Below are 15296 nucleotides of genomic sequence, written 5' to 3'. Positions count from 1 at the left end.
TCAACATTTACCAACATATATTTTCTATAATTGGTTAAATTAATACTACAACATCAGAAAAGGTGTTGAAACAACATAACAACTAAGGGAGGAATTTACTATGGCAAGCAGAAACAGAAAAGTAGTTCCTGAGGCACAAGCAGCATTAAATCAAATGAAGTTAGAAACAGCGACAGAACTTGGTATATCAAACTATGACACTGTTGACAAAGGTAACTTAACAGCAAGACAAAATGGTTATGTAGGTGGATACATGACTAAGAAGCTAGTTGAGATGGCTGAAAGACAAATGTCAGGAAAATAACACAAGATAAAGAGATTGCCTAGCAATCTCTTTATTTTTTTCTTTTATTTTTTATAAAAATGGTTTAATATATATATAGAACAATTACACGGAGGATGATGTGCTATGTTCGAAAGATCATCTGAAGAATTAGCAATAAATAAATTATTAATACTTTATGTTTTAAATAAAATGGAAATTCCTTTGACTAATTCACAAATAACACAAGTAATAATGGAAAATGAGTTTGTAAATTATTTTTCTCTTCAGCAATTCATTTCTGAGCTTACAGACTCTAGATTTATTAAAATTGTTAAAGAGGATGGAAAAGACTACTACTCATTAACTCAAAAAAGTATAGAAACCTTAGAGTATTTTATCTCTAGAATACCAGATGATACAAAAGAAAAAATAGATTTATACGTAATGAACAATAAAGAAAATATCCTAAAAGAAACTCAAATTAAATCTAATTTCTCCAAAGTAGGAAATAATGAGTTCATAGTAAATTTAAAGGTAATAGAAAATCAAACAGAGCTTATAAATATCGATTTAAATGTACCTTCTAACAAACAAGCTAAACTCATCTGTGATAATTGGAAAAAAAATGCTCCAGACATATACGGAGAGATTATACAACTTCTAATTAATAAGTAGCCTACTTACATATAACTGTGGTAGGCTCTTTTCCTACCTTTATACTTTTTATAATTTTATAGTCTAAAGTATCTAATACTTTAACATCGTCTTCTTTTATGTCAGATATAAATACCAATTTATTATCACTTGAGATATCTATTCCTAAAGGCATTCCATCAATTTCTATTTTCTTTATCAAATCGTAATTACTTCTGTCAATTATACTTATGCTTTTATCATAAAAATCAGTTATATATAATTCATCTTTAAAATCATTTATAGCAATTTCTACAGGCATCTTAAATCCTCTTAAAACATTAATAACTTCACATTTTCTAGTATTTAGAATAAGTATTTTTCCACACTTTGTAACTACATATAAGATATTTTTATCTATTTTTAAGTGCCATGGTTTGTAATCTAAATTTATTCTTCTTTCAATTTGTTTAGTTATTGTATTTATAACTACTATAGACTTTTCACATGGAACATACAATTCATTAGAACTTTTATCTATAATCATACCGTGTGGCATATTATCAACACTTATTATGCCCACAGGAATAAGTGTATCTATATTTAATATATATATACTATTCGAATCTTCATTAGCTATGAAAAGTTCTTCATTAAATAACACTACTTGACTTAAATTTCCACCTATAGAAATGCAATCTAATATGTTTTTTTTATTTATATCTACTATATACAATACTCCATCTATACTATTTGGTATATATATCTTTTCATCATTTTCATCTATACAAAAGTGATGAGGATATATATGTGCATCTAAATATATCTTCTCTTTTTCGATAAGACATTCACCATCTATTATTGATATACATCCATCTTGAAAATTAGAAATATATACCCTCACTACAATTCCCCCTTTAGTATAATAATACATTATATTATATATATATTTGTTTAATGAATTTTAGTTACCTTTTAAATCGGTATATAGTATGATAATATAGTTAATATAAATATTCTTGAGGAGGTAGCTATTATGTTAAAATTCAAAACTTCTGGAGTTTGTGCTAAGGAAATAATTTTTGAAATTGAAGATGATATAGTTAAATCTGTAGATTTCGTAGGTGGATGTCCTGGAAATTTAGTAGGAATTAAAGCCCTTGTTGAAGGAAGTCACATAGATGATGTTATAGCTAGACTTAGTGGAATAAGCTGTGGTAAAAGAAAAACTTCATGTCCTGATCAGCTTTCAAAAGCATTAGCTGAGTATAAAGTTAAAATAAAGACTAAGGCATAAATATAGGGCTTGTTGTTAAGCCCTATATTTCTTTTTTTATTCCTTTATCTAGTATATTTCTATACTCTATAAATTGATATATATCTTCTTCAAATAAATTGCTGAACTCTTTAAGCTTATCTATCTTTAATTCTTCTATACATAAATTATTACTTTCACAGTATAATACAATCAATCCTACAATTTCATGTGCTTTTCTAAAAGGAATTCCTTTATTCACAAGATAATCAGCAACTTCCGTAGCATTCAAAAATCCTGTTTTAACTGCTTTTATCATATTGCTTTTTTTGATTTCCATACTCCCTAGCATACCAGTCATTATTTTTAAACAACTAATTACGGTATTTATAGAATCAAAAAATTGTTCTTTATCTTCTTGCATATCCTTATTATAAGCTAAAGGAAGTGCCTTCATTGTAGTAAGTATTGACATTAATGATCCATAAACTCTTCCAGTTTTGCCTCTAATTAATTCTGCACCATCTGGATTCTTTTTCTGTGGCATTATACTGCTTCCCGTTGAGTATTCATCACTCATTTTTATAAAATCAAACTCTTTAGTGCTCCATATAATGATTTCCTCACTTAATCTACTTAAGTGCATCATTATTATAGAGTACGCACATGTAAGTTCTATAATATAATCTCTATCACTTACACCATCTAAGAAATTTTCTACTGGTTTTTTGAAACCTAACTCTTTGGATGTATAATCTCTATCTATAGAATATGTTGTTCCAGCAAGTGCACAACATCCTAAGGGACTTTCATCTAAAATATCAATTGCATTTAATATTCTCTTAATATCCCTCTCAAACATATTATAATATGCCATAATATGATGTTTAAAAGTTACTATCTGAGCCCTTTGAAGGTGTGTGTATCCTGGCATTAATACATTATTTTTTTCTCCAATTTCTAACATTACAGCTTGTAAATCTTTAATATTCTTAATAACTTCATACGCTTTGTCTTTGGAATACATTTTCATATCTACTGCTACTTGATCGTTTCTGCTTCTTGCTGTATGAAGTTTTTTACCAACTTCCCCTACTCTTTTAGTAAGGTTAATCTCTATAAAACTGTGTATATCCTCGTAATCTCCTTCTATTAATAAATTTCCACTTTCTATATCATTAAGTATAGAGTTTAGTCCATCAATTAAGATTTTACATTCTTCATCTGTTAAAATATTGCATTTATTTAGCATCTTAACATGTGCTATACTACCTTTAATATCTTGAAAATACAATACCTTATCAAATTTAAGAGATGAGTTAAAATCCTCCATTAGTTTACTTTCATTTGACTCAAATCTTCCACCCCATAATTTCATATTTTTACACCCTCTTTTATTCTTTGATTTTTTAAGCCCTTTATCTTAAACGGTAAACTAAATAAATTTATAAAACCTTGTGCATCTTTATGATTATATAAATCACTTTCTCCAAAGGATGATATGTCTTCATCGTATAATGCAAAAGGTGAATCCATCCCTGCTATCATTATATTCCCTTTATAAAGCTTAAGCTTTACACTTCCTGTAACAGTTTCATGTACTGTATCTATAAATGAATCTAAAGCTTCTCTTAATTTACCAAACCATAATCCATCATAGACTAATTGTGCATATTTTTGAGAAATTCCTTGTTTATAGTGAAGTGTATCTCTATCTAAAGTTAAGTATTCTAACTCTCTTAGTGCCTGAAATAAAATGGTTCCTCCTGGAGTTTCATAGACACCTCTTGATTTCATACCTACAAGTCTATTTTCTAATAAATCTATAACTCCTATTCCATTTTCTCCACCAATTTTATTCAATGTTTCTAGCATTTCGACAGGACTAAGCTTATTGCCATTAAGCATATTTGGTATACCTTTTTCAAAGTATATTTCAACATAAGTTGGCTCATTTTTAGCTTTTTCTAAAGGTATAGTCATCATGTAAAGTATATCTGGATTGTGTTCATTCTTAGGATTTTCTAAGTCTCCTCCTTCATGACTTACATGAAGCAAATTTTTATCTCTTGAATATATTTTTTCCTTAGTAACTGCAACTTCTATATTCATTAAGTTTGCATAATCTATTGCTTCTTCTCTTGATTTTATATCCCATATTCTCCAAGGAGCGATTACTTTTATACTAGGATCTATAGCTGCAATTCCTACTTCAAAACGAACTTGATCATTGCCCTTACCTGTGCATCCATGACAAATATATTTAGCTCCTTCCTTATGTGCTATATCAACAAGTTTTTTTGCAATTAAAGGTCTTGCTAAAGATGTGCCTAACAAATATTTATATTCGTAAATAGCTCCTGCCTTCAAAGCTTTATAAACATAATCAGTCACAAATTCCTCTTTAACATCTTCTACATAAACTTTTTCTGCACCTGACTTTATAGCCTTTAATTTTACCTGTTCCATTTCTTCTCCTTGACCTACATCTACACATACAGCAATTATATTAAAATTGTAGTTTTGCTTAAGCCAAGGTATTATTATTGATGTATCTAATCCTCCTGAGTATGCTAAAACAACTTTCTCTTTCATATTTTTTTACCTCCCATTTATAAATTTTTATATAAAAAACTCCCGCCTCTTAACAAATAAGAGACGAGAGTTTTTCCCGTGTTACCACTCTTGTTGGTATAATAATATACCCACTCCATTGCCTTTAACGACGGCTACCGTATCTTCATACTAATATTTCAAAAGATATCCTCTAGGGCTCTTTTCATTATAGCTTTGTTACTAGACTTCCACCAACTCTAGCTCGCTGAAACACATACTATAATTACTCTTCCTGTCATAGGATTTTCTATGTTTTATTTTTATATAAAAAAACTCCCGCCTCTTAACAAATAAGAGACGAGAGTTTTTCCCGTGTTACCACTCTTGTTGGTATAATAATATACCCACTCCATTGCCTTTAACGACGGCTACCGTATCTTCATACTAATATTTCAAAAGATATCCTCTAGGGCTCTTTTCATTATAGCTTTGTTACTAGACTTCCACCAACTCTAGCTCGCTGAAACATATACTATAATTACTCTTCCTGTCATAAGATTTTCTATGTTTTATTTTTATTATTACACATTTAATTCAAATTTATTATTGTATATTATAAATATTTTAATTTTACAAGTCAACAAAAATATTTATCTATTTAGGTGTTCACTAGCTATCCTTATTGTTTCTTGATGCCAAGGATCAACTCTATTAGTTCCATGTGTTCTACTTCCTAAGAAGTGAATGTCAAAATGTCCATTCATTCCATTGTTGTGTATAAATTGTGATCCATGTGGCATTCCAGCCATAGATGCAGGTATTCTCATTCCATTAACTTCAACAATTATAGGTCTTCTATCCCACGACCAAGTTCCTCCATAAAGAGATAACATTATCTGTGTATCTTGAGTAGTTACTGTTTCACAATCTGCATGATTAGTACCATAAGTTCTTCTTACATTAAATGTTCTACCTGTGTAAACATCTATAACTCTAAAAGTAGTTCCTCTTGGTATTATATTTGTTATTCTTTCAAACCACGTTAATTGGGAAACTGCTCTATCAGTGGTATTTCCTCTTGATACTGATCCAGGCTGACTTTGATTTAGATGATTTATTGTTTGTGGGCCAACTATTCCATCAACAGTTATTCTTCTATCTCTTTGGAAATTTTGAACTGCAGTTCTTGTTATAGTCCCAAAATACCCAGTCACATTATGATTAAAGTATCCTAATTCTCTTAATCTTCTCTGAAGGTTTGATATATTCTCACCCCTCATTCCAATTCTCATTACAGTAGATCCTACTGTAGTTGATGATGTATTTACAGCAACTGGTGAGGCTTGTGCTATTTGATTTTGTTGATTCAAAAGTCTTATTGTCTGTGGTCCTACTATTCCATCAACAGTTATTCTTCTATCTCTTTGGAAATTTTGAACCGCTGCTCTTGTTATAGTCCCAAAGTATCCAGTTGTACTGTGATTAAAGTATCCTAATTCTTTCAATCTATCTTGGAGTAAAGATACTGAGTTACTTCTATTTCCAATTCTAAGTACCCCAGTATTTGGAACTATTGTGTTTGCATATATTTCCGATAGATTAAACGGACTAATAACAAGACCTAACCCTATTACTCCTGTTATTAGCTTTTTTCTCATTTGTTTATTCATCCTGTATCCTCCCTTGATATATTTTTAGAGTACACTCTCATATACTCAAAGGGGAACTCCCTTATATTATAATAATTATACTAGACATTCAGAAAATTTGTCGTAGCAATATTTAGCACAATAAAAAAAAACTGCCTAAAGTGGCAGTTTTTTGTTTTTATATTTATTTCTTATTATACTTCTGACTTCTCCTATCATATAAAGAGATCCTGCAAATATAACAACTTCATCTTCTTTAGATGTATCTACTGCATACTCTATAGCTTTACTTATATCATCTATAGCTATAGAATCTCTTCCTATCTTATTTATTTTTTCTTTTAGTTCCTGTGCAGTAAGAGATCTATCACTATTTGGTTTTGTTGTTATTATTTTCTTAGTTCTAGGCATTAATATTTCTATTACTCCATCTGCATCCTTATCTTTTAGCATACCTAGTACAAAAGTCACATCTTTGTTTTTAAAGTATTTATCCATAGCCCTAGCAAGAGAATTTGCTCCATCTTCATTATGTGCTCCATCTATAATTAGTGTTGGGTTTTTAGTTAAGATTTCTATTCTTCCTGCCCATTTAGTTTCTTTTAATCCTTTATAAATATTTTCTTTGCTAATATTTATATTGTGCTTTTTTCTCAATACATTTATAGCAGTAGTAGCCACTATTGCATTATTAATTTGGTGATCTCCTAAAAGGCTTATTTCTACATTCTCATATATTTCATTATCTAATTTAAAATTAAATTTTTGCCCTTCTATAGAACTTTCAATTACTTCCCTATTGTCTATATCAGCAATATACACACAGGCGTTTTTTTCATCAGCTTCTTTGTATATAATCTCATGAGTTACTGCTTCTTGAGGATAGACTACAACATCACTACCTTTTTTTATTATACCTGCTTTATGGTAAGCTATTTTTTCTATTGTGTCTCCTAGTTCATCTTTATGATCTAGGCTTACAGGTGTTATAACGCAAAGCAAAGGGTCTTTGACTACATTTGTAGAATCATATCTTCCACCCATACCTACTTCTAATACAACAAAGTCTACATTTTTTTCTTTGTAATAATAAAATGCTATAGCTGTTATTATCTCAAATTGTGTAGGATGATTATATCCATTTTGCACCATATATTCAGCCTTTTCTTTTATTATGGCTGTAATTCTAGCTAAATCTTCTTCATCTATATTGTGACCATTTATCCTTATTCTTTCTGTAAATACTTCAAGGTGGGGAGATGTAAACAGCCCAACGTTGTATCCTGCATTTTTAAGTATCGAAGTTATAAATGATGAGGTAGAGCCTTTTCCATTCGTTCCTGCAACATGTATTATTTTAAGCTCTTCATGAGGGTTTCCTAGAAGCTCTAATAACTTACTTATATTGTTAAGTCCTAACTTTATTCCAAATCTAGATGCTCCATAAATATAATCTAACGCCTGTGCGTACTTCACGTCAATCTCTCCCATTCTATACTAATTATTTAATTTTTGATTGTAGATTTTCTAACCTTTCTAAAACTGATTTCATCATTTCTTCGTACTTATCTTTTTTAGCTTTCTCTTCTTCAATTAAACTTTCTGGTGCTTTGTCAAGGAAACCTTTATTTGAAAGTTTTCCATTAACTCTTTTCAGTTCTGAATCTATCTTTGCTTTTTCTTTTTCTAGTCTTTGTATTTCTTTTTCAAAGTCAACAAGTTCATCAAGAGGTATATAAATTTGTACTCCATCTATAACTGCTGACATAGCATCTTGAGGAATATTAGTATTATCATTTAATATTTCAACGCAAGATGCACTAGCTAAAGTAGCAAAGTATTCTTGTCCTTCTTTTATAGTGCTAATCTTTTCATCGGCAGGAACTATCATAACTTTAGCTTTTCTTGAAGGTGGAACATTCATTTCTGCTCTTATATTTCTTATACTTCTTATACCGTCCATTATTAAGTTCATCTTTTCTTCTTCTTGCTTCATATTGTCTTTTTCTTTATACTTTGGCCAATCTGAAACTATGATACTTCCATTAACTGTAGGAAGGTACGTGTAAATTTCTTCTGTTATAAATGGCATAAATGGATGAAGAAGCTTTAGAATATTGTCAAGAACATATGTCAATGTATAAAGAGCTGCTTTCTTACTATCGTTATCATCACCATAAAGTCTTGGTTTTACCATCTCTATATACCAGTCGCAATATTCTGACCAAGTAAAGTCGTATATTTTTTGAACTCCTATTCCAAGCTCAAACTTCTCCATATTATCAGTCATTTCTTTTACAACACTATTTAATCTAGATATTATCCACTTATCGCTAAGAGTAAGGTCTTTCTCAACATCTTCTCTTTTAATATCTTTTATTAGTGCTTCATCTACATTCATAAATACAAATCTAGATGCATTCCACAGTTTATTTGCGAAATTTCTCGATGCTTCTACTCTTTCATTATGGAATCTCATGTCATTTCCTGGGGAATTTCCTGTTGCAAGAGTAAATCTTAATGCATCTGCTCCGTAGTTTTCTATTATTTCAAGAGGATCTATTCCATTTCCTAATGATTTACTCATTTTTCTTCCTTCAGAATCTCTAACAAGTCCATGTATAAACACATTCTTAAACGGTACTTTGCCTGTACAGTAAATTCCTGCAAATACCATTCTTACTACCCAGAAGAATATTATGTCATATCCAGTAACCAATACTTCCGTAGGATAGAAGTATTCAAGTTCTTTAGTTTTATTTGGCCATCCTAATGTAGAAAAAGGCCAAAGTGCAGAACTAAACCACGTATCAAGCACATCTTCATCTTGTTTTAAATTCTCGCTATTACATTTTGTACATTTTTGTGGTCTATCTTTTGATACTATAGTTTCATCACAGTCTAAACAGTAATATGCAGGTATTCTATGACCCCACCATAACTGTCTTGAGATGCACCAATCTTTTATATTTTCAAGCCAGTGAAGATATATTTTATTGAATCTTTCCGGAACTAACTTTATTTCTCCACTTTTTACTGCCTCTATTGCAGGTATTGCTAATTTATCCATTTTTACAAACCACTGCTTAGAAAGTCTTGGCTCTATAATTGTATCGCATCTATAACAATGTCCTACATTATGAACGTGGTCTTTTGTCTTTATTAAATATCCAGCTTCATCTAGGTCTTTAACTAAAGCTTTTCTACATTCGTACCTATCCATGTTGCTGTATTTTCCACATTTGTCATTCATAGTTCCATCTTCATTCATGACATTTATTCTAGGGAGTGAATGTCTTTGAGCTATTTCAAAGTCATTAGGATCGTGTGCAGGAGTTATTTTAACAGCTCCACTACCAAATTCCATATCAACATAATCATCAGCAACTATTGGTATTTCTCTTTCAGCTATAGGAAGTATAACCATCTTTCCTATTAGATGTTTATATCTTTCATCATCTGGATTTACTGCAACTGCTGTATCTCCAAGTATAGTTTCAGGTCTTGTTGTAGCTATTTCTATAAATTCATCGCTATCTTTTATAGGATATCTGAAATGATAGAAATAACCACCTTTTTCTTCATGCTCAACTTCTGCGTCTGATAAAGAAGTTTTACAATCTGGACACCAATTTATTATCCTATTTCCTCTGTATATATGTCCATCTTCATATAGTCTCAAGAAGAACTCTGTAACAGCCTCGTTACAACCTTCATCCATTGTGAATCTTTCTTTATCCCAATCACATGAATCTCCTAACTTTTTCATCTGATCAACTATTTTTCTTCCGTATTCATTTCTCCATTCCCAAGCTCTTTTTAAGAACTCTTCTCTTCCTATCTCATATTTACTTTTCCCTTCAGTTTTGTTTATTTGCTCAACTACTTTTACTTCTGTTGCTATACTTGCATGGTCAGTTCCAGGCTGCCAAAGTGTAGCAAATCCTTGCATACGTTTAAATCTTATAAGTATATCTTGAAGAGTATGATCAAGAGCATGTCCCATGTGTAATTGACCTGTTATATTAGGTGGTGGAAGCATTATAGTAAAAGGATTTTTACTTTCATCCACCTCTGCTTTAAAATAACCTTTTTCCATCCATTCATTATATATTCTGTTTTCGAATTCCTTTGGATTATATGTTTTTGCTAAGTTTCTTTCCTCCATAAAACACCTCCATATAATTTAAAAAAACCCATCATCTCAATTAAGGACGAAGGGTTTTGTTTCGCGGTACCACCTTATTTCCAGAACTTCTGGCTCTTAATTTATTGTAACGGATTTCCCGTCTAAGTCTACTACTATTTCAACCTAGAAACTCAGAAGCTACCTTCCATGATTTCTTTCCTAGAAAGCCTTTCAGCCAAGGGCTTTCCTCTCTTTTGGTGAACTTCATGTACTCCTCTTCTTCACTGTCTTTGATGTATTAAATTATGTTTATTTTAAATTATATATATTTTTTTAAACTTTGTAAATATACTAATACATTCTTATTTTATCAATAACTCTTTAACATATATCACCTATTTCGAATAGTATATTTTGAGGTGATATATATGTTATATTATGTTAAGAGTGGAGATACTTTACCTAAGATTTCAATGAAATTCAATACAAGCATGGAGAGTATAAAAAATGCTAATGTAATTTGCAATCCATTTTTACTATATCCAGGTCAAGTCCTTATTATTCCTGAAAACGGTATGAATCTTCCAAAATCTCAAGGCCAAGGCCCATACTATATAGTACAACCTGGAGATAGCCTTTGGTGTTTATCTAGAGAATTTAATATGCCTATTAGGACTATAGCTTATATAAACAGATTAGCTAATCCTGGTATATTATTTGCTGGTTCTGAACTGCTTATGGGCCCATTTATGGCTAATCCTAATGAACTCAAAGAACTTTGGGAAGCTACAGGGAATATGTATTGCAATGAATTGTCAGAAGAAGAAATACATGATATCTATTATCACGGTACTTTCACTTGGGAGGCTTTAGGCTATAGAGCGATTCCATATTTGATGGAACTTATTAAGCATCCTTGCGATATAGTTACTTTCTACTCGATAGTTTCTCTTGGAAGAATAGTGCCTACAAATCCTAATATAATAACTATGCTTCAAGATTTGAGTAATGATCCAAATGAAGCTATAGCAAATGTAGCCCAAACAGCACTTAAGAGAATAGATTATGCTTATAAATTTAATAAACGAGTTCACGTAACGCTCCAAGAAACAAGAGCATATAATCAGCCTAGTCTTGACTCTGAAAGTATATTACTACCTGCTTCAAGTGAAGTTATGTCTTTAAACTGGGCAATACCAAGCCCTACTGGAGAAAAAAATGAAGCTGGAGATATACTTTTATACGATAGAGTTTATATATTCAATACTGGTACTGAAGAATTTATACCTAGAACTAAGTTAAATGAAATAAACATGATATAAGGTGGAATTAATTTCCACCTTATTGTTTTATACATATTCCATTTTCTTTTAATTCTATTTTCCCTTCTTTATACAGTCTTCCAACTGCATCTTTAAAATTCCTCTTACTTATGTTAAATTCCTTCTTTATCTCTTCTGGTGAACTTTTATCATTTAATGGAATAAACCCATCATTTTGAGATAGCTTTTCCATTATCTTATCTTTATTCATATCTATTTCTTCATAATTCCTTCTTCTTAATGTTAGATCTATTTTTCCATCAGGCCTTATTTTCTTTACGTATGCCTTTTCTTTATCTCCTAATCTTAAGTTTTTGTATACTTCATTTCTGTATAGCATTCCATAGTATTTATTGTCTATAATAGCCCCTATACCTATATCATTAAAATCACATACGAGAATATCTACTTCATCACCTTCATTTAGTAATATTTCATCATACTCTAAAAATTTACTAATTTTAGTTGTAGCAAGTATTCTTTGAGTTACCTTATCTAAGTGTACTCTAACTATATAACTTCTGCCCTTTTCCATTTTAAGTTTTTGCTGTCCATAAGGAACTAACAAGTCCTTTTCTAGTCCCCAGTCTAAAAATGCCCCGTATTTATTTACGTCATTTACTTTAAGATAAGCAAAATCACCAACTTTAGCCTTTGGAGCTAATGTCGTAGCTATAATTCTATCTTCTGAATCTTTGTATATAAATACCTTTAATACATCATCTATCTTAGCTTCCTTTGGCACATACTTTCTTGGTAGAAGTATCTCTACATCACCACCATCTAAATAAACTCCAAAGTCTACCTCTCTTTTTATTTTTAGTTCATTGAAATCTCCTATTTTTACCATATATCTACTCCTTATCAACAATTTAATCCTGCTAAATATCCAGTTGAGAATGCTATTTGAAGGTTAAATCCACCTGTATAAGCATCCACATCTATTACTTCTCCGGCAAAATAAAGTCCTTTTACTAGCTTTGATTCCATAGTGCTTGGGTTTATTTCACTTACCTTAACTCCTCCTGATGTTATTATTGCATCTTTCAATGGTCTATATCTTTTTATATGTAAAGTTAAATTTTTGAGTAGGTGAACAAGCTCTAATCTTTCTTTTCTTGTGATTTCATTTACAACCTTATCATGTGGAATTTGAGATAAATTTATTATCACTGGTATTAATTTTTTAGGCAGTAGGTCGTTTAAAGAATTTGAATATATCTTATTTATATATTTGCTAAAGTCATTTTGAATTCTTTTATCTAACTCTTCATCGCTTAATGCAGGCTTTAAATCTATAACTAATTTGTAATTTTCATTTTCCAATCTTTTCATATACGAACTAGCTGATAGTATTATAGGTCCTGAAACTCCAAAATGTGTAAATATCATTTCTCCAAAATCATCGTATACTTTCTTATTTTTCCCATTTAGTACCTTTATAGATACATTTCTTAGTGACAATCCTTGTAAATCTTTAACCCAATCTTCCATAGTTTCAAGTGGTACTAAAGATGGCTTCAAAGGAACTATTGTATGCCCATTTTCTTTTGCAAATTTATATCCATCTCCTGTTGATCCTGTAGCTGGATAAGATGCTCCTCCTGTTGCAATTATTACACTGTCACATTTTATAGTTTGTCCATCACTTAATACAACACAAGAAACCTCTCCATCTTTAGATACTACTTTTGAAACCTCACCTTTAATTACTTTTACATTATTTCTTTTTATATATTTTTCTAATGCATCCACTACATCTTTTGATTTATCAGAAACAGGAAACACTCTACCTCCGCGTTCTACTTTTGTCTTTACACCAAACTCATTTAAAAGCTCTATAATATCTGTATTTGTAAATGCATAAAATGCACTGTATAAGAATTTGCCATTTACAGGAGTATTTTTAATGAATCCTTCCATATCTATATCATTGGTTATATTACATCTTCCCTTACCCGTTATTAGCATTTTCTTTCCAAGCATAGGATTTTTCTCTATTAAAGTAACATCTATACCTCTACTTCCAGCAACTCCTGCTGCCATCATTCCAGCAGCTCCGCCACCGATTACAACTACTTTTTTGTTCAAATATTTCACCTCTTATTAGATAATTGCCATAGTTAGGCTGTTATATTATACCATAGTTTTTATATTATAGTACAAATACCTATTGTTTTGTTAAGTGTATGAATAGAATTTATTATATTCTTAATGTGATAATTGTATACTATATCTAAGTCACCTTCATCATAATCTAGATATTCAAATCTGAAATTGTAAAGCTTATTCAAATTATTACAATTTTCTTTATTCAAGAAACCTTGATCATCTAAAGAAGCTATAATTTCTAAGTTAAAATAAATTTTCTTGCATTCATTTAGTACTTTTCTTATTTTTTCAATTTCTACTTCTTCATCTTTTCTAACCCTAAATTCTTCTATGTATGTGTCAACAAGCTTTTCAAAATTGGAAATATCCTTATTTATTTTACTTAAATCTATAGGTTTATTTTTAGATACCTCATCTTTAAATAATAAAAATATATCATTAACTATTTCTTTGTACTTTTCGTCTATCTTCTCAAAGTACTTTGGAGGAGCAACAAAATAATTAACTAAAATAGCAATTGCAATTCCTATAAATGTATCTATTATTCTACTAAAACTATAAACTATTACACTCTGACCTTCTAACTTTAACATAATTGCACAAAATACAACCCCTGCAATAGAAAGTGATTCCTTGCTTTTTAGAATATTAGATATGTGTATAACACTCATAATCCCTATCCCTGATAAAATTGCACTTTCTGGCATAATACTTGCACATATAAATCCAACAAATGCTCCTATAGTAGTTCCTATCATTCTATTTTTTCCAGCTTTAAAAGAAGAAATAACAGTATTTTGCATAGATATTATAGCAGCAAGACATGCATACATAGCTGAACCCATATTAAATATTTCAAATACTATTACACATAAAAATACTGCTATTCCTGTTTTTATAGTTCTCATCCCCAACTTCAAGCTATCACTTCCTTGATAATTCATTTAATTTATTTAAAAAACTTGGAGGCAAACCCCCAAGCTTTAATAACAATCGTAATATCCATATCCACCAAAAGGTCTTCTTCCAAAGCATCTACGTCTTCTATCAAATAAATTCCTCAAAATAAGAAATCTTACAAAGTCTCCAAATATACCTCTTCTTCTTCGTCTATACTCATCATCACCATCATAATCATCTCTTGTCTTATTTTGTTCATCATAATATTTACATACTTTCTCAACCATATCATCAACTGCTTTTTCATTTGGGAATACATATATGTTATTATCATCTTCCATGCATACTCTTACAACTATAGGTGCTATTTCTCGATATACACTTGGGCACATAGCTTCATACCTTTTTTTGCAATGTTGTAGATAATTATCATAATAGTAGTTATACATATTAATCCCCCTTTTATATATTGTTA

The 15296-nt window shown here is 30.3% G+C and carries 14 protein-coding genes and 3 other annotated features; of the genes, 4 read left to right on the top strand and 10 right to left on the bottom strand.

Annotated features, from left to right (window positions below; genetic code table 11):
• Positions 1 to 100: 100 nt before the first annotated feature.
• Together CLOTH_RS04005 and CLOTH_RS04000 are read left to right on the top strand one after the other, a co-directional pair.
• Entirely contained in the window at positions 101 to 304 is a 204-nt protein-coding gene (locus CLOTH_RS04005) for an alpha/beta-type small acid-soluble spore protein (RefSeq protein WP_079411457.1), read from the top strand.
• A 105-nt stretch (positions 305 to 409) separates the two neighbouring features.
• Entirely contained in the window at positions 410 to 940 is a 531-nt protein-coding gene (locus tag CLOTH_RS04000) for a DUF4364 family protein (RefSeq protein ID WP_079411455.1), read from the top strand.
• 1 nt (position 941) lies between these two features.
• On the opposite strand, the gene CLOTH_RS03995 is transcribed toward CLOTH_RS04000, so the two are convergent.
• Complete coding sequence (locus CLOTH_RS03995) at positions 942 to 1802, bottom strand: YncE family protein (RefSeq protein ID WP_079411453.1); 861 nt, start codon at positions 1800 to 1802, stop codon at positions 942 to 944.
• A gap of 132 nt (positions 1803 to 1934) precedes the next feature.
• On the opposite strand from CLOTH_RS03995, the gene CLOTH_RS03990 reads away from it, so the two are divergent.
• Positions 1935 to 2195, top strand: a complete 261-nt coding sequence (locus CLOTH_RS03990; protein WP_079411451.1) for a TIGR03905 family TSCPD domain-containing protein — start codon at positions 1935 to 1937, stop codon at positions 2193 to 2195.
• A gap of 22 nt (positions 2196 to 2217) precedes the next feature.
• Here CLOTH_RS03990 and argH read toward each other — a convergent pair whose 3' ends face one another.
• The 5 genes from argH to CLOTH_RS03965 form a co-directional block, all read right to left on the bottom strand.
• Positions 2218 to 3531 carry an argininosuccinate lyase gene (argH, locus tag CLOTH_RS03985; protein WP_079411449.1) on the bottom strand — a complete coding sequence of 438 codons (1314 nt, stop codon included), beginning with the start codon at positions 3529 to 3531 and terminating at the stop codon, positions 2218 to 2220.
• The gene (locus CLOTH_RS03980) at positions 3528 to 4748 is read right to left on the bottom strand and encodes an argininosuccinate synthase (RefSeq protein WP_079411447.1); all 1221 of its coding nucleotides are present in this window, start codon (positions 4746 to 4748) and stop codon (positions 3528 to 3530) included. The genes argH and CLOTH_RS03980 overlap by 4 nt, the downstream gene beginning before the upstream one ends.
• A 56-nt stretch (positions 4749 to 4804) precedes the next feature.
• Positions 4805 to 5017: a binding site (T-box leader), on the bottom strand.
• Positions 5018 to 5059: 42 nt separating this feature from the next.
• Positions 5060 to 5272: a binding site (T-box leader), on the bottom strand.
• 87 nt (positions 5273 to 5359) lie between these two features.
• Positions 5360 to 6379 (bottom strand): peptidoglycan-binding domain-containing protein, encoded by a 1020-nt coding sequence (locus CLOTH_RS03975; protein WP_079411445.1) that lies wholly within the window; start codon positions 6377 to 6379, stop codon positions 5360 to 5362.
• 135 nt (positions 6380 to 6514) lie between these two features.
• Positions 6515 to 7834, bottom strand: a complete 1320-nt coding sequence (locus tag CLOTH_RS03970) for a bifunctional folylpolyglutamate synthase/dihydrofolate synthase (RefSeq protein WP_079411443.1) — start codon at positions 7832 to 7834, stop codon at positions 6515 to 6517.
• A 25-nt stretch (positions 7835 to 7859) separates the two neighbouring features.
• Complete coding sequence (locus CLOTH_RS03965; RefSeq protein ID WP_079411441.1) at positions 7860 to 10526, bottom strand: valine--tRNA ligase; 2667 nt, start codon at positions 10524 to 10526, stop codon at positions 7860 to 7862.
• A gap of 39 nt (positions 10527 to 10565) precedes the next feature.
• Positions 10566 to 10781, bottom strand: a binding site (T-box leader).
• Positions 10782 to 10915: 134 nt separating this feature from the next.
• On the opposite strand from CLOTH_RS03965, the gene CLOTH_RS03960 reads away from it, so the two are divergent.
• Positions 10916 to 11809 carry a LysM peptidoglycan-binding domain-containing protein gene (locus CLOTH_RS03960; protein WP_079411439.1) on the top strand — a complete coding sequence of 298 codons (894 nt, stop codon included), beginning with the start codon at positions 10916 to 10918 and terminating at the stop codon, positions 11807 to 11809.
• Between the two features lie 19 nt (positions 11810 to 11828).
• Here the strand turns inward: CLOTH_RS03960 and CLOTH_RS03955 are convergent, their stop codons facing one another.
• The 4 genes from CLOTH_RS03955 to CLOTH_RS03940 all read right to left on the bottom strand — a co-directional run bounded on the left by CLOTH_RS03955 (position 11829) and on the right by CLOTH_RS03940 (position 15270).
• Complete coding sequence (locus CLOTH_RS03955) at positions 11829 to 12659, bottom strand: CvfB family protein (protein ID WP_079411437.1); 831 nt, start codon at positions 12657 to 12659, stop codon at positions 11829 to 11831.
• A 14-nt stretch (positions 12660 to 12673) separates the two neighbouring features.
• Complete coding sequence (locus CLOTH_RS03950; protein ID WP_408605807.1) at positions 12674 to 13909, bottom strand: BaiN/RdsA family NAD(P)/FAD-dependent oxidoreductase; 1236 nt, start codon at positions 13907 to 13909, stop codon at positions 12674 to 12676.
• A gap of 50 nt (positions 13910 to 13959) precedes the next feature.
• Positions 13960 to 14841 (bottom strand): aromatic acid exporter family protein, encoded by an 882-nt coding sequence (locus CLOTH_RS03945; protein WP_158080454.1) that lies wholly within the window; start codon positions 14839 to 14841, stop codon positions 13960 to 13962.
• Between the two features lie 63 nt (positions 14842 to 14904).
• Positions 14905 to 15270: a hypothetical protein gene (locus CLOTH_RS03940; protein ID WP_079411431.1), complete on the bottom strand. Its 366-nt coding sequence runs from the start codon at positions 15268 to 15270 to the stop codon at positions 14905 to 14907.
• Positions 15271 to 15296: the final 26 nt, after the last annotated feature.

It is taken from the genome of Alkalithermobacter paradoxus (assembly GCA_002029295.1).
Taxonomy (GTDB): Bacteria; Bacillota; Clostridia; order Peptostreptococcales; family Peptostreptococcaceae; genus Alkalithermobacter; species Alkalithermobacter paradoxus.
This window is presented reverse-complemented; position numbering and strand designations above follow the sequence as displayed.